Source organism: Streptomyces roseoviridis (genome assembly GCF_039535235.1).
Taxonomy (GTDB): domain Bacteria; phylum Actinomycetota; class Actinomycetes; order Streptomycetales; family Streptomycetaceae; genus Streptomyces; species Streptomyces roseoviridis.
On the sequence record NZ_BAAAWU010000001.1, the window covers coordinates 3,719,788 to 3,742,847 of the forward strand.

Annotated in this window: 23 protein-coding genes; 12 read left to right on the forward strand and 11 right to left on the reverse strand. The window is 70.6% G+C overall.

The window, feature by feature from the left end; genetic code table 11:
• Positions 1-14: 14 nt before the first annotated feature.
• On the reverse strand, positions 15-1,529 hold the full coding sequence (locus tag ABD954_RS16850; RefSeq protein WP_345486849.1) for a cytochrome ubiquinol oxidase subunit I: 1,515 nt from the start codon (positions 1,527-1,529) through the stop codon (positions 15-17).
• Between the two features lie 202 nt (positions 1,530-1,731).
• Between ABD954_RS16850 and ABD954_RS16855 the strand changes: the two genes are divergently transcribed.
• Entirely contained in the window at positions 1,732-2,109 is a 378-nt protein-coding gene (locus ABD954_RS16855) for a cyclophilin-like fold protein (protein ID WP_345486850.1), read from the forward strand.
• A gap of 64 nt (positions 2,110-2,173) precedes the next feature.
• Here ABD954_RS16855 and hisC read toward each other — a convergent pair whose 3' ends face one another.
• Positions 2,174-3,271 (reverse strand): histidinol-phosphate transaminase, encoded by a 1,098-nt coding sequence (gene hisC, locus ABD954_RS16860; protein ID WP_345486851.1) that lies wholly within the window; start codon positions 3,269-3,271, stop codon positions 2,174-2,176.
• Between the two features lie 380 nt (positions 3,272-3,651).
• Between hisC and ABD954_RS16865 the strand changes: the two genes are divergently transcribed.
• From ABD954_RS16865 to ABD954_RS16875, 3 genes are all read left to right on the forward strand, one after another.
• Positions 3,652-4,758 (forward strand): LacI family DNA-binding transcriptional regulator, encoded by a 1,107-nt coding sequence (locus ABD954_RS16865; protein WP_046908646.1) that lies wholly within the window; start codon positions 3,652-3,654, stop codon positions 4,756-4,758.
• A 253-nt stretch (positions 4,759-5,011) separates the two neighbouring features.
• Positions 5,012-6,163, forward strand: a complete 1,152-nt coding sequence (locus tag ABD954_RS16870; protein ID WP_345486852.1) for a metallophosphoesterase — start codon at positions 5,012-5,014, stop codon at positions 6,161-6,163.
• A gap of 161 nt (positions 6,164-6,324) precedes the next feature.
• Positions 6,325-7,113 (forward strand): hypothetical protein, encoded by a 789-nt coding sequence (locus ABD954_RS16875; protein WP_345486853.1) that lies wholly within the window; start codon positions 6,325-6,327, stop codon positions 7,111-7,113.
• Between the two features lie 49 nt (positions 7,114-7,162).
• On the opposite strand, the gene ABD954_RS16880 is transcribed toward ABD954_RS16875, so the two are convergent.
• Both ABD954_RS16880 and thiC read right to left on the reverse strand, forming a co-directional pair.
• Complete coding sequence (locus ABD954_RS16880; RefSeq protein ID WP_345486854.1) at positions 7,163-8,191, reverse strand: WD40 repeat domain-containing protein; 1,029 nt, start codon at positions 8,189-8,191, stop codon at positions 7,163-7,165.
• Between the two features lie 229 nt (positions 8,192-8,420).
• Complete coding sequence (gene thiC, locus ABD954_RS16885) at positions 8,421-10,214, reverse strand: phosphomethylpyrimidine synthase ThiC (RefSeq protein ID WP_345486855.1); 1,794 nt, start codon at positions 10,212-10,214, stop codon at positions 8,421-8,423.
• Positions 10,215-10,414: 200 nt separating this feature from the next.
• On the opposite strand from thiC, the gene ABD954_RS16890 reads away from it, so the two are divergent.
• Complete coding sequence (locus ABD954_RS16890) at positions 10,415-11,800, forward strand: YibE/F family protein (protein ID WP_345486856.1); 1,386 nt, start codon at positions 10,415-10,417, stop codon at positions 11,798-11,800.
• A 52-nt stretch (positions 11,801-11,852) separates the two neighbouring features.
• Here ABD954_RS16890 and ABD954_RS16895 read toward each other — a convergent pair whose 3' ends face one another.
• The 4 genes from ABD954_RS16895 to ABD954_RS16910 form a co-directional block, all read right to left on the reverse strand.
• Positions 11,853-12,287 carry an SsgA family sporulation/cell division regulator gene (locus tag ABD954_RS16895; RefSeq protein WP_345486857.1) on the reverse strand — a complete coding sequence of 145 codons (435 nt, stop codon included), beginning with the start codon at positions 12,285-12,287 and terminating at the stop codon, positions 11,853-11,855.
• Between the two features lie 136 nt (positions 12,288-12,423).
• Complete coding sequence (locus tag ABD954_RS16900) at positions 12,424-13,194, reverse strand: IclR family transcriptional regulator (RefSeq protein ID WP_345486858.1); 771 nt, start codon at positions 13,192-13,194, stop codon at positions 12,424-12,426.
• 283 nt (positions 13,195-13,477) lie between these two features.
• Positions 13,478-13,696 carry a DUF5326 family protein gene (locus ABD954_RS16905; RefSeq protein ID WP_345486859.1) on the reverse strand — a complete coding sequence of 73 codons (219 nt, stop codon included), beginning with the start codon at positions 13,694-13,696 and terminating at the stop codon, positions 13,478-13,480.
• Positions 13,697-13,861: 165 nt separating this feature from the next.
• Entirely contained in the window at positions 13,862-14,179 is a 318-nt protein-coding gene (locus tag ABD954_RS16910; protein WP_345486860.1) for a cupin domain-containing protein, read from the reverse strand.
• Positions 14,180-14,231: 52 nt separating this feature from the next.
• On the opposite strand from ABD954_RS16910, the gene ABD954_RS16915 reads away from it, so the two are divergent.
• From ABD954_RS16915 to ABD954_RS16930, 4 genes are all read left to right on the forward strand, one after another.
• On the forward strand, positions 14,232-14,609 hold the full coding sequence (locus ABD954_RS16915; RefSeq protein ID WP_345486861.1) for a phage holin family protein: 378 nt from the start codon (positions 14,232-14,234) through the stop codon (positions 14,607-14,609).
• A gap of 60 nt (positions 14,610-14,669) precedes the next feature.
• Positions 14,670-15,866, forward strand: coding sequence for a cystathionine gamma-lyase (locus ABD954_RS16920; RefSeq protein ID WP_345486862.1), 1,197 nt, complete (start codon positions 14,670-14,672; stop codon positions 15,864-15,866).
• Positions 15,867-16,090: 224 nt separating this feature from the next.
• Positions 16,091-16,987 (forward strand): LysR family transcriptional regulator, encoded by an 897-nt coding sequence (locus ABD954_RS16925; protein WP_345486863.1) that lies wholly within the window; start codon positions 16,091-16,093, stop codon positions 16,985-16,987.
• Positions 16,988-17,039: 52 nt separating this feature from the next.
• The gene (locus ABD954_RS16930) at positions 17,040-17,519 is read left to right on the forward strand and encodes an NUDIX domain-containing protein (RefSeq protein ID WP_345486864.1); all 480 of its coding nucleotides are present in this window, start codon (positions 17,040-17,042) and stop codon (positions 17,517-17,519) included.
• Here the strand turns inward: ABD954_RS16930 and ABD954_RS16935 are convergent.
• Together ABD954_RS16935 and ABD954_RS16940 are read right to left on the reverse strand one after the other, a co-directional pair.
• Positions 17,516-18,895 carry a globin domain-containing protein gene (locus ABD954_RS16935; protein ID WP_345486865.1) on the reverse strand — a complete coding sequence of 460 codons (1,380 nt, stop codon included), beginning with the start codon at positions 18,893-18,895 and terminating at the stop codon, positions 17,516-17,518. The genes ABD954_RS16930 and ABD954_RS16935 overlap by 4 nt on opposite strands.
• Positions 18,867-19,520 (reverse strand): HAD family hydrolase, encoded by a 654-nt coding sequence (locus ABD954_RS16940; protein ID WP_345486866.1) that lies wholly within the window; start codon positions 19,518-19,520, stop codon positions 18,867-18,869. Before ABD954_RS16940 ends, ABD954_RS16935 begins: the two co-directional genes overlap by 29 nt.
• A 158-nt stretch (positions 19,521-19,678) precedes the next feature.
• Here ABD954_RS16940 and ABD954_RS16945 point away from each other — a divergent pair, with 158 nt between their 5' ends.
• The 3 genes from ABD954_RS16945 to ABD954_RS16955 all read left to right on the forward strand — a co-directional run bounded on the left by ABD954_RS16945 (position 19,679) and on the right by ABD954_RS16955 (position 21,586).
• Positions 19,679-20,542, forward strand: coding sequence for a GNAT family N-acetyltransferase (locus tag ABD954_RS16945; protein ID WP_345486867.1), 864 nt, complete (start codon positions 19,679-19,681; stop codon positions 20,540-20,542).
• Between the two features lie 99 nt (positions 20,543-20,641).
• Positions 20,642-21,100, forward strand: coding sequence for a MarR family winged helix-turn-helix transcriptional regulator (locus ABD954_RS16950; protein ID WP_345486868.1), 459 nt, complete (start codon positions 20,642-20,644; stop codon positions 21,098-21,100).
• Between the two features lie 33 nt (positions 21,101-21,133).
• A complete protein-coding gene (locus ABD954_RS16955; RefSeq protein WP_345486869.1) occupies positions 21,134-21,586 on the forward strand; it encodes a GNAT family N-acetyltransferase in 453 nt (150 codons plus the stop codon).
• A gap of 75 nt (positions 21,587-21,661) precedes the next feature.
• On the opposite strand, the gene ABD954_RS16960 is transcribed toward ABD954_RS16955, so the two are convergent.
• Positions 21,662-23,044 (reverse strand): serine hydrolase domain-containing protein, encoded by a 1,383-nt coding sequence (locus ABD954_RS16960; RefSeq protein WP_345486870.1) that lies wholly within the window; start codon positions 23,042-23,044, stop codon positions 21,662-21,664.
• Between the last annotated feature and the right edge of the window lie 16 nt (positions 23,045-23,060).

Below are 23,060 nucleotides of genomic sequence, written 5' to 3' on the forward strand. Positions count from 1 at the left end.
CGATCTCCTGAGCCTCAGTACGAGAAGGCCATGGGCCGGTCGGGGTCGCGGGTGTCCCCGCCGATCTTGGTGGGCGGGTTGAGGTCGTCCTCGCTGAGCTCGGGCGGGCCGGCCTTCACGTACTTGACGAGCAGCCTCACCTCGATCACGGCGAGGACGGCGTAGAGCAGCGTGAAGGTGATCATCGAGGTGAGCACCTCGGCGGTGGAGACACCGGGGGAGACCGCGTCACGGGTGCGCAGCACGCCGTAGACGACCCACGGCTGACGGCCCATCTCGGTGAAGATCCAGCCCCAGGAGCTGGCGATCAGGGGGAAGGCCATGGTCCACAGGGCGACGACCCAGTACCACCTGCCCAGGCGGGGGCTCAGCGCCTTCCGCTTGAACAGGACCAGGTGCGGCACTTCGTCGTCACCGGTCCGCATCGCCGGGGCGAGCATGAACTTCTTGCGCGTCAGCCAGAGACCCATGACGCCGACGGCCAGCGAGGCCATGCCGAAGCCGATCATCCAGCGGAAGCCCCAGTAGGCGACGGGGATGTTGGGCCGGTAGTCGCCGGGCCCGAACTTCTCCTGCTCCGCCTTGTTGATGTCGTTGATGCCGGGGACGTACGAGCTGAAGTCGTCGTTCGCGAGGAAGGACAGCAGGCCCGGGATCTCGACGGCGACCTTGTTGTGCCCCTTGTCGACGTCGCCGTACGCGAAGACGGAGAAGGGAGCGGGCGCCTCGCCGTCCCACAGGGCCTCGGCCGCGGCCATCTTCATCGGCTGCTGCTTGAACATGACCTTGCCGAGCAGGTCACCGCTGACGGCCGTGCCGAGACCGGCGATGATCAGGGTGATCAGGCCGAGCCGCAGCGAGGTCCGCATGACCGGGATGTGCTTCTTGCGCGCCAGGTGGAAGGCGGAGATGCCGACCATGAAGGCGCCGCCGACCAGGAAGGCCGCGGTCATGGTGTGGAAGAACTGGGTGAGCGCGGTGTTCTGGGTCAGAACCAGCCAGAAGTCGGTGAGCTCCGCCCGCATGCGGCCCCCCTTCTCCACCATCCGGTAGCCGACCGGGTGCTGCATCCAGGAGTTCGCCGCGAGGATGAAGTACGCGGAGAGGATGGTGCCGAGCGACACCATCCATATGCAGGCCAGGTGGATCTTCTTCGGCAGCTTGTCCCAGCCGAAGATCCACAGACCGATGAAGGTCGACTCGAAGAAGAAGGCGATCAGCGCCTCGAAGGCCAGCGGAGCGCCGAAGACGTCGCCGACGAAGCGCGAGTAGTCGGACCAGTTCATGCCGAACTGGAACTCCTGCACGATGCCGGTGACCACACCCATCGCGATGTTGATCAGGAAGAGCTTGCCCCAGAACTTCGTCGCCCTGAGGTACTTCTCCTTCCCCGTGCGCACCCAGGCCGTCTGGAGACCGGCCGTGAGGGCGGCGAGGGAGATCGTCAGCGGGACGAAGAGGAAGTGGTAGACGGTGGTGATGCCGAACTGCCAGCGCGCCAGAGTCTCTGGCGCAAGAGCGAGGTCCACGGCGTCTTCTCCTTACTTCGCGTGGTCACACGGCCGGCCTGCCCTGACAATCCCTCCCGTCTCGGGAGGAAGCAGGCGAGCTTGTGAACGCGTTCACATTCACAAGCATTATGGCTCATACGAAATCCGTACGTACAGGTGGGTCCCCTATGCCGAAGGTCACCTCTTCCCAAGACCTTCAACATATTGTTGAATCCGGGCCATGAGCCTTCGGATACGCATCTCCTGGCCCGCCGGCCACACCACCGCCACCATCGACGAAACCCCCACGAGCAAGGCGCTCGCGGGGGCTCTCCCGATCTCCTCCACCGCCCGGACCTGGGGCGAGGAGGTCTACTTCGACACTCCGGTCTCCGTCACCGTCGAGCCGGACGCGCGGCAGGTCGTCGCGCCGGGCACGGTGGCCTTCTGGACCGAGGGGGACGCCCTCGCCCTCCCCTACGGCCCCACCCCCATCTCGCGCGGCGACGAACCGCGGCTCGCCAGCCCCTGCAACATCCTCGGCAGGCTGGACGGGGACCCGAGGATCCTGGCCACCGTCAGGGACGGCGACCCGATCCGGGTGGAACTCATCGACTGACGGACGTCGACCGACCCCCGGCGAACACGTCACCCGAGGGCCGGCCACCACCCGACCTGACGGACTACGCCTCCTTGCGGAAGCCCTCCGCCGCCTTCAGGAAGAGGTCGTTCGCCTCGCACTCACCGATCGTGACGCGGACGCCCTCGCCCGCGAACGGCCGCACCACCACGCCGTGCCGCTCGCACTCCGCCGCGAAGTCCATCGTCCGCTCGCCCAGCCGCAGCCACACGAAGTTCGCCTGGGTGTCCGGCACCGTCCAGCCCTGGGCCACGAGCCCCGCGTGGACCCGCTCGCGCTCCGCCACCAGCGAGCCGACCCGCCCGAGCAGCTCGTCCTCCGCCCGCAGCGAGGCCACCGCCGCGTCCTGCGCGAGCTGGCTCACCCCGAACGGCACCGCCGTCTTGCGCAGCGCCGCCGCCACCGGCTCGTGGGCCACCGCGAAGCCCACCCGCAGGCCCGCGAGGCCGTAGGCCTTGGAGAAGGTCCGCAGCACCGCCACGTTCGGCCGGTCGCGGTAGAGCTCGATGCCGTCGGGGATCTCGGTGTCGCGGACGAACTCCCGGTACGCCTCGTCCAGCACCACCAGGACGTCGGAGGGCACCCGGTCGAGGAAGCGCTCCAGCTCCGCACGGCGCACGGCGGTGCCGGTCGGGTTGTTGGGGTTACACACGAAGATCAGCCGGGTCCGGTCGGTGATCGCCGCCGCCATCGCGTCGAGGTCGTGCACCTCGCCCTCGGTCAGCGGCACCTGCACCGAGGTGGCCCCGCTGATCTGCGTGATGATCGGGTACGCCTCGAAGGAGCGCCAGGCGTAGATGACCTCGTCGCCCGGGCCCGAGGTGGCCTGGAGCAGGGACTGCGCCACGCCCACCGAACCGGTGCCGGTGGCCAGGTGGGAGACGGGCACGCCGAAGCGGTCGGCGAGCTCCGCCATCAGCCCCGTACAGGCCATGTCGGGGTAGCGGTTGAAGCTGCCGGCGGCGGCCACCACGCCCTCCATCACACCCGGCAGCGGCGGATACGGGTTCTCGTTGGAGGACAGCTTGAAGGCGACCAGACCGCCCGCGGCGGCCGGCTTGCCCGGCTTGTAGGTGGGGATGCCGTCCAGCTCGGCCCGCAGCCTCGGGCCGGCCCCGCTCGTCCCGCTGTTCTCGCTCACAGTGTGTCCTCCTCGACCGTCCGTACCACCAATACTCCTCACCTTATGAGGATTCGCCTCGCCTGCGAATGGGCTGTGGACAACGGAGCGGCAACGGACCGCGAGCCGCGGACCAACCCGGGGGGCGCGCACAAGGGTGGCGCGCGCTGGTGGCGAGCGCCGTGGCGCGCATCCCCCGTAGAGGTGAGTTGAGACCTCTTCGAGACCTCGCCCTCCCCCCAGGCGCACCGGCATTGACGACCGCAGATCCCACGCGTTGCCCCTCAACCACCTTGGAATCCAAGGCAGTTGACCATTAACGATCATGCAGAATCGTGTCTGTCAATGCCTGCATATGCGACCGGCCCGACCCGCCTCCCTCGCCCTACTATCGGCTCGCCATGACAGCAGCAGGGAAGCACCAGGTGAGCCGGGCACAGACCCGAGGAAGCCGGCAGGGCCGGGCGGGCATCCGGGATGTGGCCGCCGCCGCCGGAGTCTCCATCACGACTGTCTCCGACGCGCTCAACGGCAAGGGCCGGCTCCCGGACGCCACCCGCCGTCACGTCCGCGAGGTCGCAGACCGACTGGGCTACCGCCCCTCGGCGGCGGCCCGCACCCTCCGTACCGGCAAGTCGGGACTCATCGGCCTGACCGTGACCACGTACGGGGATGAACCTTTCACCTTCACCGAATTCGCGTACTTCGCGGAGATGGCCAGAGCCGCCACCTCGGCCGCGCTCGCCCGCGGCTATGCCCTGGTCATCCTGCCCGCCACCTCCCGTCACGACGTCTGGTCGAACGTCGCCCTCGACGGCACCGTCGTCATCGACCCCTCCGACCACGACCCCGTCGTCACCGAGCTCGTCCGCCAGGGGCTCCCCGTCGTCTCCGACGGCCGCCCGGCCGGCACCCTGCCGGTCACCGCCTGGGTCGACAACGACCACGAAGCCGCCGTCCTCGACCTCCTCGACCACCTCGCCGCCGCCGGCGCCCGCAGGATCGGCCTGCTCACCGGCACCACCACCGACACCTACACCCGGCTCTCCACCACCGCGTACCTCAACTGGTGCGAGCGGGTGGGCCAGGACCCCGTCTACGAGGCCTATCCGGCGCACGACCCGTGCGCGGGCGCCGTCGCGGCCGACCGGCTGCTCGCCCGCCCCGACCGCCCCGACGCCGTGTACGGACTCTTCGACCCCAACGGCACCGACCTGCTCGCCGCGGCCCGCCGCTACGGCCTGCGGGTGCCGGACGACCTGCTGCTCGTGTGCTGCAGCGAGTCCACCGTCTACGCCAACACCGAACCGCCCATCACGACCCTCTCGCTCAAGCCCCGCCGGATCGGCACCGCCGTCGTCCAGCTCCTCATCGACGCCATCGAGGGAATCGAGACGGACGGCCCGGTCGAGCAGGTGATACCGACGGAGCTGATCGTCCGCACCTCCTCCCAGCGGCGCTCGCCGCGGACCACCGTGAGCCCGCCCCGCTCTCCCTCGAAGGACTGATCCCGCGGAGGGGGAGGGATCACGCAGGGGAGGGGACGGGCGTAAACCTACGGGTCACCCCGTCCCTTCCCTGGCCTGGACCTTCCCAATTCGGGCGAAACAACCGGTGAACCCGGAGTGGACCCGGATTCACCACCCCTGGTGCGTCACACAGGAGGACCCTCATTCCTATGATGGGCGGACGACACCGCGGACCACCACGACCAGGCCGGTCCGCGATGTGCAGGGCATCGCGACGGTGGTGGAGGGGTCGATGACACAGGGGGACGGGCAGGAGCCCGTGGTGCGCACGGCGACGTTGCGTGACTTCCGTGTACCTCCGTACGCCCGCGTGCCCGTCCAGGGACACCCGGTCGAGCCGCTCCCCGCGCCCGCGCCCGTCCCGGCCGACGCCACGCTCCGGCTCGGCGGCCACGGCGAGCCGTACGGCTCCGCCGGGCACCCGGGCAACGCCTTCCCCACCGACGAGCCGCCCGAGGGCTACACCCCGACCGAGCGCGACCTCCCGGTCATCAACCGGGGCGACACGGTCCAGGTCCACGTCACGCCCGTCCCCCAGCCGGTCCCCGCCGCCGCCGACGGCCGCGGCCCGCTCTACGTCGTGGGCGACGTCCACGGCTATCTGGACGAGCTCCTCCAGGCCCTGCACGCCCAGGGCCTGATCGACGAGAACGGCGTCTGGTCCGCCGGCAACGCCCGCCTGTGGTTCCTCGGCGACTTCACCGACCGCGGCCCCGACGGCATCGGCGTGATCGACCTCGTCATGCGCCTGTCCGCCGAGGCCGCCGCCGCCGGCGGCTACTGCAAGGCCCTCATGGGCAACCACGAGCTGCTCCTCATCGGCGCCAAGCGGTTCGGCGACACCCCGGTCAGCTCCGGCGCCGGCACCGCCACCTTCCAGGCCGCCTGGCTCCTCAACGGCGGCCAGAAACAGGACATGGACCGCCTGCAGGACGTCCACCTCCAGTGGATGTCCCGGCTCGACGCCGTGGTGGAGGAGGACGGGCACCTGCTCCTGCACTCGGACACCACCGCCTACCTGGACTACGGCAGCACCATCGAGGACGTCAACGACACCGTCCACGAGATCCTCACCCGGAACGACGCGGACGAGGTCTGGGACCTCTTCCGCAAGTTCACCAAGCGCTTCGCCTTCCGCGACGAGGCCACCGGTCCCCAGGCGGTGCAGGAACTGCTCGGCACCTACGGCGGGCGCCGGATCGTCCACGGCCACAGCCCCATCCCGTACCTTCTCGGCCAGGTCGGCACGGAGGACGGCGAGGAGGGCGAACGCCCGGTCGTCGACGGCCCGCACGTCTACGCGGACGGTCTGGCCATCGCGATGGACGGCGGAGTGACCATGGCCGGAAAGCTGCTGGTCGTCCAACTCCCGCTGCCCGCCTGACGCATAACACTCCGCATCCGGGGAAGTCGATTTCCCGAAACACCCTGTCACGACGTGCCGTCAGCGCAATACCATCGGCTCATCCGTAGCAGGCTCTCCTCCGTTTCCGCCCGACCCGCCGTCCGCGACGGCCGGTTCCGGCCCCTACGGAGCATCGGGGGATGCACATGAACGTGGCTCCGCACCTGCTGACCGAGGACCGCGCCGAGTTCGAGCGGGTCCTCGACGACGCACTGCGCAACGCGCCGGACCATCCGGATCTGGCCGAGGTCGGCGAGCGGCTCACACCCGCCCAGCTGCGCACGATGGCGCTGAACGCGACAGCGCTGATCACGACCGCCGCCGCGGTCGAGTACGACCACTTCGTGAAGGTCCGCGAGCAGGTCCGTTCGGCGGCTGCCGGTACGGGCGCGGTGCTGGGGGACTCGGCCGGCGCGGGCGCCGTCGCCGTCGTCACCGTCCTCGCCCCGATCCTCGCGGGCACGGCGGCGGTCATCTTCCTGCTGGTCGGCGCGGTCCTGAAGATGCTGGACCCGGCCCCCGCGTTCGCCGACACGCTGCTCACCGCGGGGCTGCTCTTCGGCGCCGTCGGCGCGGCCGGCCTCCTCTTCGCCGCGGTCGGCCTGCTCATGGCAGCGCTGCGCAACAGCGCCACCCAGGTCCCCGCCCCGTCCCCCGACGACGAGCTGTCGCGCGCGAAGGACGCCTGGTGCCGGGCGCTCCTGGACCGCGGCATCCTGCCCTTCCTCCGCGAGGCCCTGGCCTCGGCGGCCGCCGCGCCGCCCCTCCCCCGGCAGTCCCCGCCCCCGACGGGCCGCATTCCCAAGGTCGGTTACAGCGGCCCGGACTTCACCAGCCCCGCCGCGGGCACCAAGGCACCGCGCCCGAGCTACACGAGCCCCGACTTCACCGGTCCCGACTTCGGCTCCCCTGAGCCCCGTCCGGAATGACGGCCCCGGGCCGACTCCCCGTCCGTCCGCCGTCAGGTCACCGCCGTGCTCACGGCGGACTGGAAGCCGGCTGAGGAAGCGTGATGATCGCGATCCCGTCCGGCTGGGCCACCGCCAGACGGCTGCCGTCCGGATGAAGAGCGGCCACGGGAGTCGGTACGTGGCGCACCCCGTAGCTGCCGACACGCGGTGAGACCTCCACCTCCGGCCACTCCGCGAGAACGGCTCCCGAGGCCACGTCGATCAGCCGCGCGTACGCGCACAGCGCGATGACGGTCCGCCCGTGCCCGATGAGCGTGCCCATCGGAAGGCCGACCCGGTGCCGATGCAACCATCTCCGCTCCGACATCGACCACACACCCAACTGCCGGGGCCCCAGCACCGCCGGGTCACCCTCATCGGCCTCGGCGTCCTCGTCCTCGTCCTCACCCGTCGCCACCGCCAGGCGATCGCCGTCGAGCCAACAGGCCGCCTCGATTTCGGCGTTCGCCCAGCTCCATGAGGGCAGGAGGCCCTCACCGTCGAGGGCGGCCGGCTCTGTGAGCGCCTGCTCGAGGTCGTACACCCGGGCGATCCCGAACGGACTCCACAGCCAGCCGGCAGAGAGGAGCCGTCTGCCGTCGGGACTCATGGCGAGCCTGGAATGGAAGACGTCGGTCGGCGTCCGCTCGCCGTGAGTGAGCCGCTCACCCGTTGCCACGTCCTCGACTTCGATGACCTCATAGGTTTCGGGACAGTGCACCAGCACCTCCCGACCGTCGGAGAGCGCGCCCAGCGCCACCGGATAGTCGAAGTCCTTGGCGTGGTAGTAGCTCCGGTCGAGCTCACGGACGATCCGCCGGCCGTCGAGGAGCAGCGCCTTCGTCCCCCGCTCGGTGTACGCGACGGTGTACCGGCCGGACGGCGAGACGACGGCCCGGTCGAAGGGGTACGCGTACACGCGTCCTGACAGGTGCTCGACGCCGTCGGACGTCCAGCGCCGGCCTCCGTCCACTCGGTCGACGAGGTCCTCCCCGTCCCACACCAACGACCGCACCGTGCCGGTCGCCCTCCACCGCACCACCCCGGCGCCGTCCATGGATCCCCCTCCGCGTACTGCCTCAGTCGGCCGCGAGCCTGCGCCTGAATGTCATCGACGGACTGCAACGCCCGTCAGGCCGAGGTGTCCCGGCACGATACGCGGCCGACAGGCCCACGCCGCCGCACGCCACACGGACCGGCCCGCGACTCCCCCGGGGTCGCGGGCCGGCGGCGTCCGGCGCCGGGCCGGCCCGTACGGGCACGCGCCGGGCGCCGGCGGACTCGGCCTACTCCGCCATCGGCAGGTAGACCCGGTTCCCGGACGCGGCGAACTCGGCCGACTTCGCGGCCATGCCCTGCTCGATCTCGTCCGCCTTCAGATCCCCGCCGTGCTCACGGCGGATGTCCTGGGAGATCTTCATCGAGCAGAACTTCGGCCCGCACATCGAGCAGAAGTGCGCCGTCTTCGCGGGCTCCGCCGGCAGCGTCTCGTCGTGGAACTCCCGGGCGGTGTCCGGGTCGAGGGCCAGGTTGAACTGGTCCTCCCAGCGGAACTCGAACCGGGCGTCGGACAGGGCGTCGTCCCACTCCTGCGCGCCCGGGTGGCCCTTGGCCAGGTCCGCCGCGTGCGCCGCGATCTTGTAGGTGATGACGCCCGTCTTCACGTCGTCCTTGTTGGGCAGGCCCAGGTGCTCCTTGGGCGTCACGTAGCAGAGCATCGCCGTGCCCCACCAGGCGATCATCGCCGCGCCGATGCCCGAGGTGATGTGGTCGTACGCCGGAGCGACGTCCGTGGTCAGCGGGCCGAGCGTGTAGAACGGCGCCTCCTCGCAGATCTCCTGCTGGAGGTCGATGTTCTCCTTGATCTTGTGCATCGGGACGTGGCCCGGGCCCTCGATCATCGTCTGCACGTTGTGGCGCTTGGCGATCGTGTTCAGCTCGCCGAGCGTGCGCAGCTCCGCGAACTGGGCCTCGTCGTTGGCGTCCGCGATCGAGCCGGGCCGCAGGCCGTCGCCGAGCGAGTAGGTGACGTCGTACGCCGCGAGGATCTCGCAGAGCTCCTCGAAGTTCGTGTAGAGGAAGTTCTCCTTGTGGTGCGCGAGGCACCAGGCGGCCATGATCGAGCCGCCGCGCGAGACGATGCCGGTCTTGCGGCGGGCGGTCAGCGGCACGTACGGCAGCAGCACGCCGGCGTGGACGGTCATGTAGTCCACGCCCTGCTCGGCCTGCTCGATGACCGTGTCCTTGTAGATCTCCCAGGTCAGTTCCTCGGCCTTGCCGTCGACCTTCTCCAGTGCCTGGTAGAGCGGCACGGTGCCGATCGGCACGGGGGAGTTGCGCAGCACCCACTCGCGGGTGGTGTGGATGTTGCGGCCGGTGGAGAGGTCCATGACGGTGTCGGCGCCCCACTTGGTGGCCCAGGTCATCTTCTCCACCTCCTCCTCGATGGAGGAGGTGACCGCGGAGTTGCCGATGTTGGCGTTGACCTTCACCAGGAACCGCTTGCCGATGATCATCGGCTCGATCTCCGGGTGGTTGACGTTCGCCGGCAGCACCGCGCGGCCCGCCGCGATCTCCTCCCGCACGACCTCGGGGGAGACGTTCTCGCGGATGGCGACGTACTCCATCTCCGGGGTGATCTCACCCCGGCGGGCGTACGCGAGCTGCGTGACGGCCTGGCCGTCGCGTCCCCGGCGGGGCAGCCGCGGGCGGCCGGGGAAGACCGCGTCGAGGTTCCTGAGCCCGCCGCCGCGCGGCGAGGTGTGCTTGATGCCGTCGTCCTCGGGTCGGACGGGACGGCCGGGGTACTCCTCGGTGTCGCCGCGCGCGATGATCCAGTTCTCGCGCAGCGGCGGCAGTCCTCGCCGTACGTCGGTGTCGACGGTGGGGTCGGTGTACGGCCCTGACGTGTCGTACAGCGTCACGTCCTTGCCGTTGGTGAGGTGCACCTGACGGACGGGCACCCGGATGTCGGGGCGGGAGCCCTCGACGTATCCCTTGTGCCAGCCGGGCGTGCGCTCCGGCCGGCCGCTCTGGTCGTCCTGGCTGGAAGCAGGCGTGCGTGCATCCTGAAGGGTCATGAGACCTATCTCCCTACGCCGGCATTACCCGGTAACAGGTTCGGCGGTCGGCGCAGCCTCTTCCCGTACGGACGTACGGTGATCAGCGCCCTCTCAGCCCGGTGCTCCGAGCTCCCGCGTGTGCAAAGGTGTCACCACGCTAGCGTCATCCCGGGCGTGCTGAACAGTGGGGCCCCCGACGTTCTTGCGATGATCGGTCGGTGACCTCCTCGCAGCAGACCCCCGAACCGCACGGCCACGAGCACGGCCACGAGCCCGGACGGGCACCCGGCCACGGGCATTCCCATGCGCACAGCCACGGCCCCGCCGCCCCGGTCTCCCGGCACCTGCGGAAGGTCATCGCCGCGGTGCTGATCCCCTTCGCCACCGCCGTGGTCGTCGGGCTCCTGGTGCTGTGGCCCGGCGGCGCCCCGGCGCACGAACGCACCGGCGTCGGCTTCGACCGGCAGACCGAGCAGGGCAAGGTCGTCGCCGTCGAGCGGGTCGACTGCAAGGACGTGAACGCCGCGCAGGTCCCGCCCACCGGGGACACCTCCACGCCGGAGGGCCGCGAGGCGGTCCGGTCGCAGCAGGGGCAGTGCGAGAAGGCGACCGTCGAGGTCACCACCGGGCCGGACAAGGGACGGAAGTTCACGGAGATCGTCCAGCCGGACGCCCCGCGGCAACTGGACGAGGGTCAGGGCGTGGTGGTGGCGTACGCGCCGGACGCGCCGCGCGACCTGCAGTACTCCGTCACGGACGTGAACCGGAAGCTGCCGATCGCTCTGCTCGCCGGCATCTTCGCGCTCGCCGTCGTGGTCGTCGGCCGGATGCGCGGGCTGATGGCGCTGATCGCGCTCGCCGTGAGTTTCCTCGTGCTGACCCTCTTCATCCTCCCGGCGATCCTCCAGGGTTCGAACCCTCTGGTGGTGGCCGTCGTCGGATCGAGCGCGATCATGCTGGCCGCGCTCTACATGTGCCACGGCCTCTCGGCCCGCACCTCGGTCGCGGTCCTCGGGACCCTGGTCTCGCTGCTGTTGATCGGCCTGCTCGGCTCGCTGTTCATCGGCTGGGCCTCGCTCAGCGGCAACACGGACGACAACACCGGCCTCATCCACGGGCTGTACCCGGACATCGACATGTCCGGCCTGCTCCTCGCCGGCGTGATCATCGGTTCGCTCGGCGTCCTCGACGACGTGACGGTGACCCAGACCTCGGCGGTCTGGGAGCTGCACCAGGCCGATCCGCGGATGGGTCCCCGGGCGCTGTACCGGGCCGGGATCCGGATCGGGCGCGACCACATCGCATCGGTGGTCAACACCCTGGTCCTCGCCTACGCCGGTGCCGCCCTGCCGCTGCTCCTGCTGTTCTCGATCGCGCAGAGCAGCGTGGGGACGGTGGCCAACAGCGAGCTGGTCGCGGAGGAGATCGTGCGCACACTGATCGGCTCGATCGGCCTGGTCGCCTCGGTGCCGGTCACCACCGGCCTGGCGGCACTCGTCGTCTCGGCCGACCGGCCGGGGCAGGGCGCGGGTCCCTCGGGGGCCGGGGCGGGCGCCGGAGGACAGCGGCAGGGCCGGGGCGGACGGCGCCGCCGGGCCAAGTGACCCGGCGACCGCCCCGGCCACGGCCGGTGTGGTGTGTGGCCGGTGTCGTGGCTCAGCCCGCGTTCTCCTCCGCCAGGATCCGTCCGAGGGCGGCCTCCAGGTTGTCCTCGAAGTCGCCCAGTGTCCGTTCCTGACCGAGCGGGACCAGTTTGTCCGTACGGTCGAGGAAGGCGACCAACGGCGGCGCGCTCGCCCGGAACAGGGCGCGGTCGCTGCCGACCTGGAGCCTGATCACCACGTCCGAGAGCCCCTCGGGCTCGGTCGGAGCGATGTGCACATCACCGTCACCGCTGGGCCGGTTGATCCCGTCGACCAGCAGTTCCCTGCCGAACGCCCAGGTGACGGGTGCGTCTCCCGGGAGGTGGAAGGTCATCCGGACCGCATAGGGATCGCGGGTCTCGTACCGCAGTTCCACCGGGATCCTGAAGGAAAGCTCCTCGGAGACGAGGAAGCTCATCAGGACCTCGGCCTGAACCGTCTCTCGCATCTTTTACCCCGCAGTAGATCGGCAGTTGTGGAAACACGCTGCTGAAAGCTGTGGTCGAAACGGCCAGGAATGATCCCTCATGGCCCTCTTGACGCAATCGTGCTGCACGCGCTAGCAGATCACAAGGAGTAATTTTTCAGATACTGATAGAGAAGGCGAGCGAACTGAAGAGCCTCCCGATTTCGTTCTGTAGTCGTTCGATAGCGGGGAGCAACCGTTCTTCCTGGTGCAGGGGCAGCGAGATCGCCATCGCGGCCGCCGTGGACCCCACGGTGAGGGGAATGGCGGCACATACCGTGCCCAGGGCATATTCCTGACGCTCCACCAGGGGTTCCATCCGCCCCATTTCGCCCAAACGGTCCAAAAGGGCGCGGCGATTACGCACCGTATACGGAGTGATGGCCTCTACCGGGTGCCGGTCGAGGTGGTCTTGACGACTCTTCAGATCGAGTTGACTCAGCAGACACTGTCCGATGGCGTGCGCGTGGCCGGTCTCCCGGAAGTCCGCCCACTCCTCGACGGCGGGGGCCGCGGGAGTGTCGGCGACGGCGACGAGTTCGATCTCGCCCTCGCGGTAGACGGCGAAGTAGACGGGCACGCCGATGGCGTCGCGCCAACGCACGAGAGAGTCCTCGATCTTGGTGCGACGATTCTGCAGAGCGCCGCCGCCGATCAGACGACCGGCGGCCTCACCGAAGACGAACACGCCCTTCTCGCGGCGCAGATAGCCCTCGTGCGTGAGGGTGCGGAGCAGGTGGTACGCGGTGGGGAGGGAGAGCCCCGCCTCGCGCGCGAGCTGTTTGGCGGGGGCGCCGTCCGCATGGGAGCCCACGGCCTCGAGCAGTCTCAGCGCCCGCTGGACCGAACCGATCAGGGTAGGAGCAGCGGGCTGCGAAGCAGTGGCCAAAGGTCACCCCCAGGCGTGTCGACGAGTGCGTCGCACCCGCCCGCGGGGGCCGCCCCCGCGCGCCCACCGCGGCCTGGGACCGGCGGGGCCCGGTGGCGAACCCGTCCGGGGACGCACACCGTCACGCTGGCCGGCACGGAGTCCATGCCTGTGGTTCCCGGGGGCGGCAGAGGATTTCCACTCTAATGGCAGACCCTGTGACGAAAGCCCGTTTCGACCTGCGTTAGCCCGGCCGGGCTAACGGCTCACGGCGGGCACCGGCTTCGACCAGCTGTGACCCGTGCTACCAGTCCCCTCGCGAGGTCGACGAGGACGTGAACTTCCGGACCACGTAGATCAGACCACCGACCAGCGCCACGAAGACCAGCAGCTTGAAGAGCAGACCCACCACGAAGGTCAGGACGCTGGTGATCAGGCCGCCGAAGACCAGCAGGGCGATGAGGGGTATCGCGACCCACTTCACCCACCACGGCATCCCCGCGAGAATCTCCTTCACCGCCATTGCGCTTACCTCTTCTCCGAAGGGCTCGCCGGCACGCCGTGCGCCGACACCCTCGATGCTAGGGGCGAGGACCGGACGAACGGGGGCCTCCCGGCCCCCGCTCTTCCCTGATCCGCCCCCTAAGGGGTCGGTTCCCGGCCGGGACCGCCGTCGAAGGGAGAGAGGTCAGGCCTCCGGCGGCGAGAACACCACCATCACCCGCAGGTCCTCCGTGATGTGGTGGAACCTGTGCGGCACCCCGGCCGGCACGTAGACCACGCTGCCCCGCGCCACCTGGGTCGTCTCCGCCCCCACCGTGATCGCGGCCCGGCCGCTGACCACGAAGTACACCTCGTCCTGACCGTGCGGCCGCTGCGGGTCCAACTGGCCCGCGTCGAGCGCGTACAGGCCGACCGACATGTTCCGCTCGCGCAGGAACTGGAGGTAGGCGCCCTCGTTGGCCGCCCGCTCCGCTTCCAGCTCGTCCAGTCGGAATGCCTTCATTCGCTCGTCCGCCCCTGCCCTTGGCCAGATCGTGTCTGCCACGATCTGACACATGAAGAATTTCGTCGTCAAGACGCTCGCGAACGCGGGCGCCCTGGGTATCGCCATCTGGCTGCTCCAGGACATCACACTGACCGGTGACAGCACCGGCAAGAAGGCCTGGACCCTCATCCTGGTGGCCCTGGTTTTCGGACTGGTGAACTTCCTGGTGAAGCCGGTCGTGAAGCTGCTCACGTTCCCGCTCTTCATCCTGACCCTCGGTCTGATCACCCTGGTCGTCAACGCGCTGATGCTGCTGCTGACCTCCTGGCTGGCGGACAAGCTCGACCTCAGCTTCCACGTCGAGGGCTTCTGGACCGCCGTGCTCGGCGGTCTGATCATCTCCGTCGTCTCCTGGGCGCTGAACGTCGTCCTCCCCGACGGCGACTGAGAGCCGGCCCATGACGAACGCCCTCATCGGCGTCCACCCCGAGGTACAGGAGCAGTCGGCATGAGCGACAACGGCACGCCCGGGGCGAGCGGCGCCCCGGATGCCGCGGCCGGTGCGGGCGGCGAGCGGCACGGCGGGATCGGCGACGGGACGCGGGCGGTGCGCGCCGGCCTGCCCGAGCCCGTGAAGTACGAGCCGACCCTCCCGGGCCCGGTCTTCGCGGCCCACTTCCACCTTCCCGGTGAACCCACCGGCCCGTACACGTACGGCCGTGACGAGAACCCCACCTGGACCCACCTGGAACGCGCCATCGGCGAACTGGAGGCGCCGGGGGAGAGCGGCGCGTCGACGCTGGTCTTCGCCTCCGGGATGGCGGCCATCTCGGCCGTCCTGTTCTCCCAGCTCAGAAGCGGCGATGCGGTCGTCCTCCCCGACGACGGCTATCAGGCACTGCCGCTGCTCCACGAGCAGCTCCGGGCGTACGGGATCGAGGTGCGCACCGCACCGACCGGCGGGGACGCCCAGCTCTCCGTCCTGGCCGGGGCGCGGCTGCTGTGGCTGGAGACCCCGTCCAACCCCGGTCTCGACGTGTGCGACGTCCGCCGGATGGTGGCCGCGGCCCATGAGGCCGGGGCGCTCGTCGCCGTCGACAACACCCTGGCCACGCCGCTCGGACAGCGGCCGCTCCAGCTCGGTGCCGACTTCTCCGTGGCCAGCGACACCAAGGGCATGACCGGCCACGGCGACATCCTGCTCGGGCACGTCAGCTGCCGTGATCCGGAGCGGGCCGCCGAGGTGCGGCGCTGGCGCAAGATCGTCGGCGCGATCCCCGGTCCCATGGAGGCCTGGCTCGCCCACCGCTCCCTGGCCACCCTCGCGCTGCGGATCGACCGGCAGTGCGCCACCGCGCTCGCCCTCGCCGAGGCGCTCTCCGGGCACCGGGACGTGGCCGGCCTGCGCTACCCGGGCCTGCCCGGGGACCCTTCCCACGAGGTGGCCGCCCGGCAGATGCGGCGGTTCGGCTCCGTCGTCTCGTTCGTCCTGCCGGACCGGGAGTGGGCCGACCGCTTCCTGGACGCCCTGCGGCTGGTCGACGACGCGACCAGCTTCGGCGGAGTGCGGTCGACGGCCGAGCGGCGCGGACGCTGGGGCGGGGACGCCGTGCCCGAGGGCTTCGTCCGCTTCTCGGTGGGCGCGGAGGACCCGGACGACCTGATCGCCGACGCCCTCGGGGCCCTCGACAAGGCCGCGCGGTGAGGAAGGGGCGTTCCGAACCTCCCCCCTCGTGGCTCGGAACGCCCCCGGTCCCCTGCGGTGTCGACACGCGGAGACCTGTCCGTACAAGGCTAGTTGACTCTGCGTCAGTGTCCAATCACGGTAGCGACAGCGACCTATCGACTTATTTATAGTTGGACGGTCCTGAGGCGCCGTCAGCGGACCGCCTGAGTCGAACGGCCGTCTGCGGCCGGGAGGGGGCGGACATGGACCTGACTCTGCTGCGCACCTTCGTCACGGTGCACCGGGCCGGCTCCTTCACCCGCGCCGCTGCGCTCCTCGGTCTCTCCCAGCCGGCCGTCACCAGCCAGATCCGCACCCTGGAGCGCCAACTCGGCCGGCCCCTCTTCCTCAGACGGGCCCGTGGAGTCACCCCCACCACCATCGGCGACGAGCTCGCCCACCGTGCCGCCCCGCACCTGGACGCGCTCGTGGAGATCGCCGAGACCGGTCTGGACGAGCAGAGCGGGGTGCGCACCCTGCACGTCGCCGGACCGCCCGAATTCGTCTCGGCCCGGGTGCTGCCCGCCCTGACCCCGCTGGTAGCCCAGGGGCTCGCGGTCCGCGCCTCCCTCCTCGGCAACGCGGAGGACGTCCTCGACGGTCTCGCCGCCGGTCACCACGACCTGGCCGTCGCCACCGCCCGGCCCCGCGGCGGGCTGTTCGCCGCCGCCCCGCTCTGCGACGAGGAACACGTCCTGGTCGCGGCGCCGCGCTGGGCCGCCCGGCTCTCCCCCGGCGTGCTGCTGAGCAGGGGTGCGGTCGTCCTGGAGCAACTGCCCGTGGTCGAGGTGCACGAGTCGCTGCCCTTCGTCACCCGCTACTGGGCGGCCGTCTTCGAGACCAAGCCGGCCGCCGCCGCGACCGTGATCGCGCCCGACCTGCGGGCCGTCCTGGAGTCCGCCGCCGCCGGGGCGGGCCTCGCCGTCCTGCCGCGCTATCTGTGCGAGGACGCCCTGGAGCGGGGGCGGCTGGTGGCCCTGCTCGACCCTCCGGTGCCCCCGCTGCGCACCTACTTCCTCGTCGTCCGCACCGGCAGCCTCGCCCTGCCCCACATCGCGCGGGCCCACGATCGGCTGCTGCGGGCCGCGGGGGAGTGGTGAGTTTCCGGACAGCGCGCGTTTCAGGACACCGGAGAGCGGCCATTTTCTTCCCATGACCGAACGACCGGTGGTCAAGCGCACCGCCCGCGCCATCCTGCTCGACGGGGACGACCTGATCCTCATCAAGCGCACCAAGCCCGGCATGGACCCCTACTGGGTGACACCCGGCGGCGGAGTGGAGGCCACCGACGCGACCGTCGTCGAAGCCCTGCACCGTGAGGTCCACGAGGAGCTGGGCGCCAAGATCGTCGACGTGGTGCCCTGCTTCGTCGACACCGTGGAGCACATCGTCGACGGCGGGGTCTCCGGCGTGAAGGTGCAGCACTTCTTCGTCTGCCGCCTGGAGTCGATGGATCCCTCCCAGCGGCACGGCCCCGAGGTCGAGGAGCCGCAGGGCGAGTACGAGATCGTGCGCGTGCCGTTCAGCCGGGTCGGGATCGCCGCCGTCCACCTGGTGCCGCTCTCACTGCGGCACTACCTGGACGGCAACATCGAAGGCGTCCGCGCGATGCACGCCCCCGACCTCGGTTAGGCGGAGGCGACCAGCTCGCCCAGGTAGTCGTGGCGGATCCGGTCGGTGGGGATGCCGGCGCCCTTCAGGGCGTCCACCCCGCTGCGGATCATGCCGAGCGGCCCGGAGAGATAGGCGTCGTACTCGGCCCAGGGCCCGTACCGGCGCACGGCGTCCGGGAGCCGTCCCTCCTTCTCCGTGACCGGGCGGACGGCGAGCCACGGGAAGGTCTGCTGGAGCCGCATCATCGTGTCGATGTCGTAGAGGTCATGGCCGCTTCGGGCGCCGTAGAACACCTCGACGGGCCGCCGGTCCCCGTGCTCGGCGACGTCCTCGACCAGCGCCTTGATCGGGGCGATGCCGGTCCCTCCGCCCAGACAGAGCAGGCCGTTGTCCGTGGAGTGGTCCACGGTCATGGAACCGGCGGGCGGTCCGAGCCGCAGCACGTCCCCCGGGCGGGCCCGGTGCACCAGGGCGTTCGACACCCAGCCCGCCGGCACCGCCTTGACGTGCAGGGAGAGCAGTCCGTCGGGCCGGGGTGCGGAGGCGAAGGAGTAGTGCCGCCATATCCGCGGCCACCAGGGCGTCTCCAGGGTCGTGTACTGCCCGGCGAGGAACGGGTAGGGCTGGTCCGGCCGGAGCGTGATCACGGCGACGTCGGGGGTCCGCAGATCGTGGGAGACCACCTCGGCGTACCACCAGGCGGGCGCGTGCTGCTCGTCCTCGGCAGCTGCGTCGATCATGATCTGCGAGATCGTCGTGTACGTCCGGACCCACGCGGCTTCCGTGTGCTCGTCCCAGGTGGAGACGGCGTACCGGTCGAGCGCACCGATCAGCGCCTCGCCGACCGCCGGGTACTGGTCGGGCCGGGTGCCGTACTTGCGGTGCCCGCGTCCGAGGTTCTGGAGGTACGCGGTGAGCACGGTCGTGTCGTCGAGGTGCTCGGCCGCCGTGAGCAGCGCCTTGAGGAGCCGGTCGCGCTGGGTGTCCATGGCGGCGGGGAACATCGCCCGCAGTTCGGGGCGCCGGGTGAAGAGCAGCGCGTAGAAGTACGAGGTCACCCGGTCGGCCACCGGGGCGATCTCCGCCAGGGTGCGGCGGACCAGGACCGCGTCCGCCGAGGGTCCGGCCGCCGGGGGTCCGCCGGCCGGGCGCGCGGCTTCCGTGGAGGAGGGCGCCTCGGGCGAGGGGTTCTCCTCCACGGCCGGCGGTTCGGCCGGTATTCGGGGCAGCGCGTCCGTAGCCGCACCCGGAGCATCCGTCATGTCCTTGCCTCCCCGCAGTCGGCCTCCGTGTTCGCAGGATGGCAGTCCGATGGCGAGAACGGGCAGAAAGTGGGATTCCCGGTGATTCGCCCGCGCCGGGCGGCTAGGCTGCGCTCTTTCGGACCAACGCATAGGCCTCGCGCAGATCGGCTCCGGAGTAGCGGTGCCGTGCCAGGTGGGCGAGGTGGTGGTCCGCGTTGACGGCCACCGTCTCGGGGACGAGGGCGAAGAGCTCCGCGTCGGACATGGAGTCGCCGTAGGCCACGCAGTCGGCGGGTGAGACGCCGAAGCGTGCACAGAGCTCTCCGGCGATCCGCACCTTCGCCGAGGCATTGAGGATGCCGGGCCGGTGGATCGGCTCGGTGAAGGGCACGGCCGGCCAGCGGGACCCGTGGGCCGCGTCGGCGCCCCATTCCAGCAGCCGCTCGACGAAGAAGTCGGGCGAGAGGGAGATGACCGCACAGTGGCCGCCCTCGGCCTGGATCTCCGCCCACACCTCGCGGATGCCGGTGAGCCACGGGGCTCCCTCGAAGGCCGCCGTCACCTGCGCGTCGGTCAGCTCCGCCCACAGCTCACGGGCCTGGACCGCGAACTCGTCCGGGGTGAGTCCACGCAGGAGGAAGTCCTGCTCCAGCTTCTCGATCTCCCTGCTCAGTCCGAGCTGCCGGGAGATCTCCACTGCGGCGGCGGAGCCACGGATCAGGGTGCCGTCGAGATCGAAGAGGTGCAGCCTGCGCCTGCCTTCGAGGGTCGTCATGTACGCCGAGGCTAGTACGGCCGGTTGCTCCGCCGGGCAGAGGCGGGAGGCGGGGCGCCCTGGGCGCGGTGTTTCACGTGAAACGTCTCCAGCGGCGGCTCGGCCGCTTCCCGTAAAGCGGTGGACGGGCCCTCCTCACGTCGGACAGCCTGATCACCATGCCCCTCTCGCACCCTCCGCTCGATCAGCTGCCGATCCGCCGCCTGACCTCCGAAGACCTCCTGGCGTGTGCTGACCTCTCCGAGAACCGGGGATGGCTCCGCGAGGAGCACAAGTGGGGACTGCTGCTCACCGCGGGGGCGGGGTACGGCATCGACGACCCCTCGGGCAAGGGACTGATCACCGCCTGCGTGGTCACCTCGTACGGCCCTGGCCTCGCCGCCATCGGCATGGTCCTCGTCGCCGAGCAGTACGCCCGGCAGGGCGTCGGACGCCGTCTGATGCGGCACGTCCTCGCCGAGAGCGGCGACATCCCCCTCAGCCTGTACGCCACGAGCAACGGCCAGCCGCTCTACGAACAACTGGGCTTCACCTCGGTCGGCCATGCGGAGATGCTCAAGGGCCGGTTCACCCCGACGGATCCGGCACCGGACCGTACGGTCCGGCCCGCGACCGCGGAGGACCTCCAGCACGTCCTGCGCCTGGACCTCGAGGTCTTCGGAGCTGATCGCACCCACCTCATCACGCGCCTCCCCGCCTTCGCCGACCATCTGCGGGTCGCGGAGCAGGACGGGGAGATCACCGGTTTCGGCGCTCTGTGGCCCAACATGGACACCCATGTCATCGGCCCGCTGATCGCCCACGACCCCGGTACGGCGCAGGCACTGGTCGCCTCGCTCGCCGCCGCGACGGACCGGCCGCTGCGCACGGACGTCGACACCCGTCACAGCACGCTGGTGAGCTGGCTGAAGGCGAACGGCCTCGACCGGATCGCGGTCAACGCCGTCATGATCCGCTCGCTTCCGGACCTCCCGGGCGACTGGAGCCGCCGGTTCGCTCCCCTGACCGTGGCGGCGGGATAGGACCAGATTTAGTTGCGCACGCCGACTTTTGCGCATCATCGTCTACTCTGGTAGAGAGCCGCTCCGGACCGAGGAGAGCCCGAGGAAGCGAGGAAGACCATGACCGCGACGGACCCCGCCCTGACGGCCCTCTCCCAGGGGTGGTGCGCCCTCTCCCTCCTGCACGGCAGGATCGAGGCGCACATCGAGCGCGCCCTGGAGTCCCGGCACGGTCTGAGCGTCCGCGAGTTCTCCCTCCTCGACGTCCTCAGCCGCCAGCACGACGGGCCCGGCGGACACCTCCAGATGAAGCAGGTCGCCGACGCCGTCGTGCTCAGCCAGAGTGCGACCACCCGGCTCGTCACCCGCCTCGAGGACCGTGGTCTGCTCACCCGGTATCTGTGTGCGACGGACCGACGCGGCATCTACACCGATGTCACCGAGGCCGGCCTGAAGCTGCTCGCCGAAGCCCGCCCCACCAATGACGCCGCGCTGCGCGAGGCTCTGGACGAGGCGGCCGAGAACCCGGAGCTGGCCCCGCTCGTCCGCGTCGTCGAGGGGCTTGGCGTCCCCGCCTGAGCCGACCGGCCCCCGGGGCGTAGCCTGCCCCCCATGAGCGATCTTGAGATTCGGCCCGCCGAGCGGGGAGACCTCCCCGCGATCGTCGCGATGCTCGCCGACGACCCGCTGGGCGCCCAGCGCGAGTCCCCCGACGATCTCACCCCGTACAACGCCGCCTTCGACCGCCTCGCCCCGGACCCGAACCAGCACCTGGTCGTCGCCGTTCGGGCCGGGAAGGTCGTCGGCACGCTCCAGCTCACCGTCATCCCCGGGCTGTCCCGCCGGGGCACCACCCGCTCGATCATCGAGGGGGTCCGCATCCACGCGGAGGAGCGCGGCAGCGGACTCGGGACCCGGCTCATCGAATGGGCCGTCGAGGAGTCCCGTACGCAGGGCTGCCGGCTCGTGCAACTGACCTCGGACGTCACCCGCACCGACGCGCACCGGTTCTACGAGCGCCTCGGCTTCGAGCCCTCGCACGTGGGGTTCAAGCTGTCCCTGTGAGCGGTCGGTCGTGTACGGCTTCGTGACGGAGCGCGATGTTTCACGTGAAACATCGCGCTCCGTCACATGAGCTGCTCAGAGACCGCGCCAGCCCGCCTCGTCCACACCACCCGGCACGGCGTCGCCTTGCTCATAGGGCTCCCGGGTGAAGACGAAGGATCCAAGATCCAGATGGCTCACCGAGCCGTCCGGTCGCCGCACCACCCGGAGCGTCTCCCCCTGGTAGTAGCCGTCGAGACCGATCCAGCCGCCCTCGGGCAGCGGCCGGAAGCGGGCCCGCCGCCCCGTGCCCCGCAGGGGCTCCAGGACGACCCCGCGCCCGGCGCCGATCCTCAGCCCGTACGCGTACGTCCCCCAGTACCAAGGGCCGGTGAGCGCCAGGAACTCCTCGTCCACCTCCGCCGCGGGAAGGGGCCGCCACGGCTCCGGAATCCGCGGCTCGGCCTCCGCCACGATCCGCACGAGATCGGCCGCCACGACAGAGGTGAGGGGGCCGGAAGTGGCGTTCGCGAGAGCCACCGCGGCAAGGCCGTCCTCCACGCTCACCCACAGGCAGGCGACGAAGCCGGGCAGCGAACCCGTGTGACCGATGAGCGTCCGCTCCCCGCTGCGCAGCAGCTGGATCCCGAGACCGTAGCCGCCCTGGCCGTCACCGGCCGCCGGCGGGACCGCCGGCACGCGCATCTCCTCGACGGACGCCCGGCACAGCACCCGGTCGTCCCCCTCCGCCAGGAACGCGCCGAACCGGCAGAGGTCACCGACCGTCGACCAGAGCTGCCCGGCCGGTGCCATGAGCCCCAGATCCTCCGCCGGCTCCGGCATCATCACATCCGCCCACGGATGCACCGCCCAGCCACCGGCATGCGGGGCCACGGGCCGGGCCGTCGTCCGGTCCAGGCCCAGCGGCTCCAGGACCTCGGTGCGCAGCGCCTCTTCCCAGGACACCCCCCGGACCGCCTCGACGAGCGAACCGAGCAGCGTGTAACCGGGGTTGGAGTAATGATGGACCCGCCCCACCGGATGCAGCATCGGCCGCTCCCCGAGGACGTCGGCCAGCTCGGGCCGCGCCGCACCCGGCGTGCGCTCCCACCACGGCGACGGCGTCTCGGCCGCCAGTCCGGCGCTGTGACCGAGGAGTTGAGCGATGGTCACCTCGCCGACGCCGGTGCCCTCTAGGTGCTTCTCCAGCGGGTCGTCGAGCGCGATGAGCCCCTCGTCCCGCAGCCGCATCACCAGAACGGCGGTGAACACCTTGGTGATCGAGCCGATCCGGTACTGCGTCTCGGCATCCGGAGCATGGCCGTCGACACAACTGCGTGCCCCGAACCAGACCCTGTCCCCCTCCCGCGCCACACCCGCGACGAAGGACGGGGCGCGCCCCTCCGACTGTGCGACGGCGATCCGGTGGAACAGGGCGCGTTCCGTGCTGGGCAGCAGGGCTTCGAAGGTTGAGGTCATGCGCTCATCATCGCCG

Bases quoted from the DNA above. Each gene is read 5' to 3' on its own strand.
- ABD954_RS16855 (WP_345486850.1), top strand. From the start codon at position 1,732: ATGAGCCTTCGGATACGCATCTCCTGGCCCGCCGGCCACACCACCGCC.
- ABD954_RS16920 (WP_345486862.1), top strand. From the start codon at position 14,670: ATGAGCGACAACGGCACGCCCGGGGCGAGCGGCGCCCCGGATGCCGCG.
- ABD954_RS16955 (WP_345486869.1), top strand. From the start codon at position 21,134: ATGAGCGATCTTGAGATTCGGCCCGCCGAGCGGGGAGACCTCCCCGCG.
- ABD954_RS16960 (WP_345486870.1), bottom strand. From the start codon at position 23,044: ATGACCTCAACCTTCGAAGCCCTGCTGCCCAGCACGGAACGCGCCCTG.
- thiC (WP_345486855.1), bottom strand. From the start codon at position 10,214: ATGACCCTTCAGGATGCACGCACGCCTGCTTCCAGCCAGGACGACCAG.
- ABD954_RS16930 (WP_345486864.1), top strand. From the start codon at position 17,040: ATGACCGAACGACCGGTGGTCAAGCGCACCGCCCGCGCCATCCTGCTC.
- ABD954_RS16945 (WP_345486867.1), top strand. From the start codon at position 19,679: ATGCCCCTCTCGCACCCTCCGCTCGATCAGCTGCCGATCCGCCGCCTG.
- ABD954_RS16910 (WP_345486860.1), bottom strand. From the start codon at position 14,179: ATGAAGGCATTCCGACTGGACGAGCTGGAAGCGGAGCGGGCGGCCAAC.
- ABD954_RS16895 (WP_345486857.1), bottom strand. From the start codon at position 12,287: ATGCGAGAGACGGTTCAGGCCGAGGTCCTGATGAGCTTCCTCGTCTCC.
- ABD954_RS16925 (WP_345486863.1), top strand. From the start codon at position 16,091: ATGGACCTGACTCTGCTGCGCACCTTCGTCACGGTGCACCGGGCCGGC.
- ABD954_RS16880 (WP_345486854.1), bottom strand. From the start codon at position 8,191: ATGGACGGCGCCGGGGTGGTGCGGTGGAGGGCGACCGGCACGGTGCGG.
- ABD954_RS16935 (WP_345486865.1), bottom strand. From the start codon at position 18,895: ATGCGTTGGTCCGAAAGAGCGCAGCCTAGCCGCCCGGCGCGGGCGAAT.
- ABD954_RS16870 (WP_345486852.1), top strand. From the start codon at position 5,012: ATGACACAGGGGGACGGGCAGGAGCCCGTGGTGCGCACGGCGACGTTG.
- ABD954_RS16865 (WP_046908646.1), top strand. From the start codon at position 3,652: ATGACAGCAGCAGGGAAGCACCAGGTGAGCCGGGCACAGACCCGAGGA.
- ABD954_RS16950 (WP_345486868.1), top strand. From the start codon at position 20,642: ATGACCGCGACGGACCCCGCCCTGACGGCCCTCTCCCAGGGGTGGTGC.
- ABD954_RS16915 (WP_345486861.1), top strand. From the start codon at position 14,232: ATGAAGAATTTCGTCGTCAAGACGCTCGCGAACGCGGGCGCCCTGGGT.
- ABD954_RS16940 (WP_345486866.1), bottom strand. From the start codon at position 19,520: ATGACGACCCTCGAAGGCAGGCGCAGGCTGCACCTCTTCGATCTCGAC.
- ABD954_RS16875 (WP_345486853.1), top strand. From the start codon at position 6,325: ATGCACATGAACGTGGCTCCGCACCTGCTGACCGAGGACCGCGCCGAG.
- ABD954_RS16905 (WP_345486859.1), bottom strand. From the start codon at position 13,696: ATGGCGGTGAAGGAGATTCTCGCGGGGATGCCGTGGTGGGTGAAGTGG.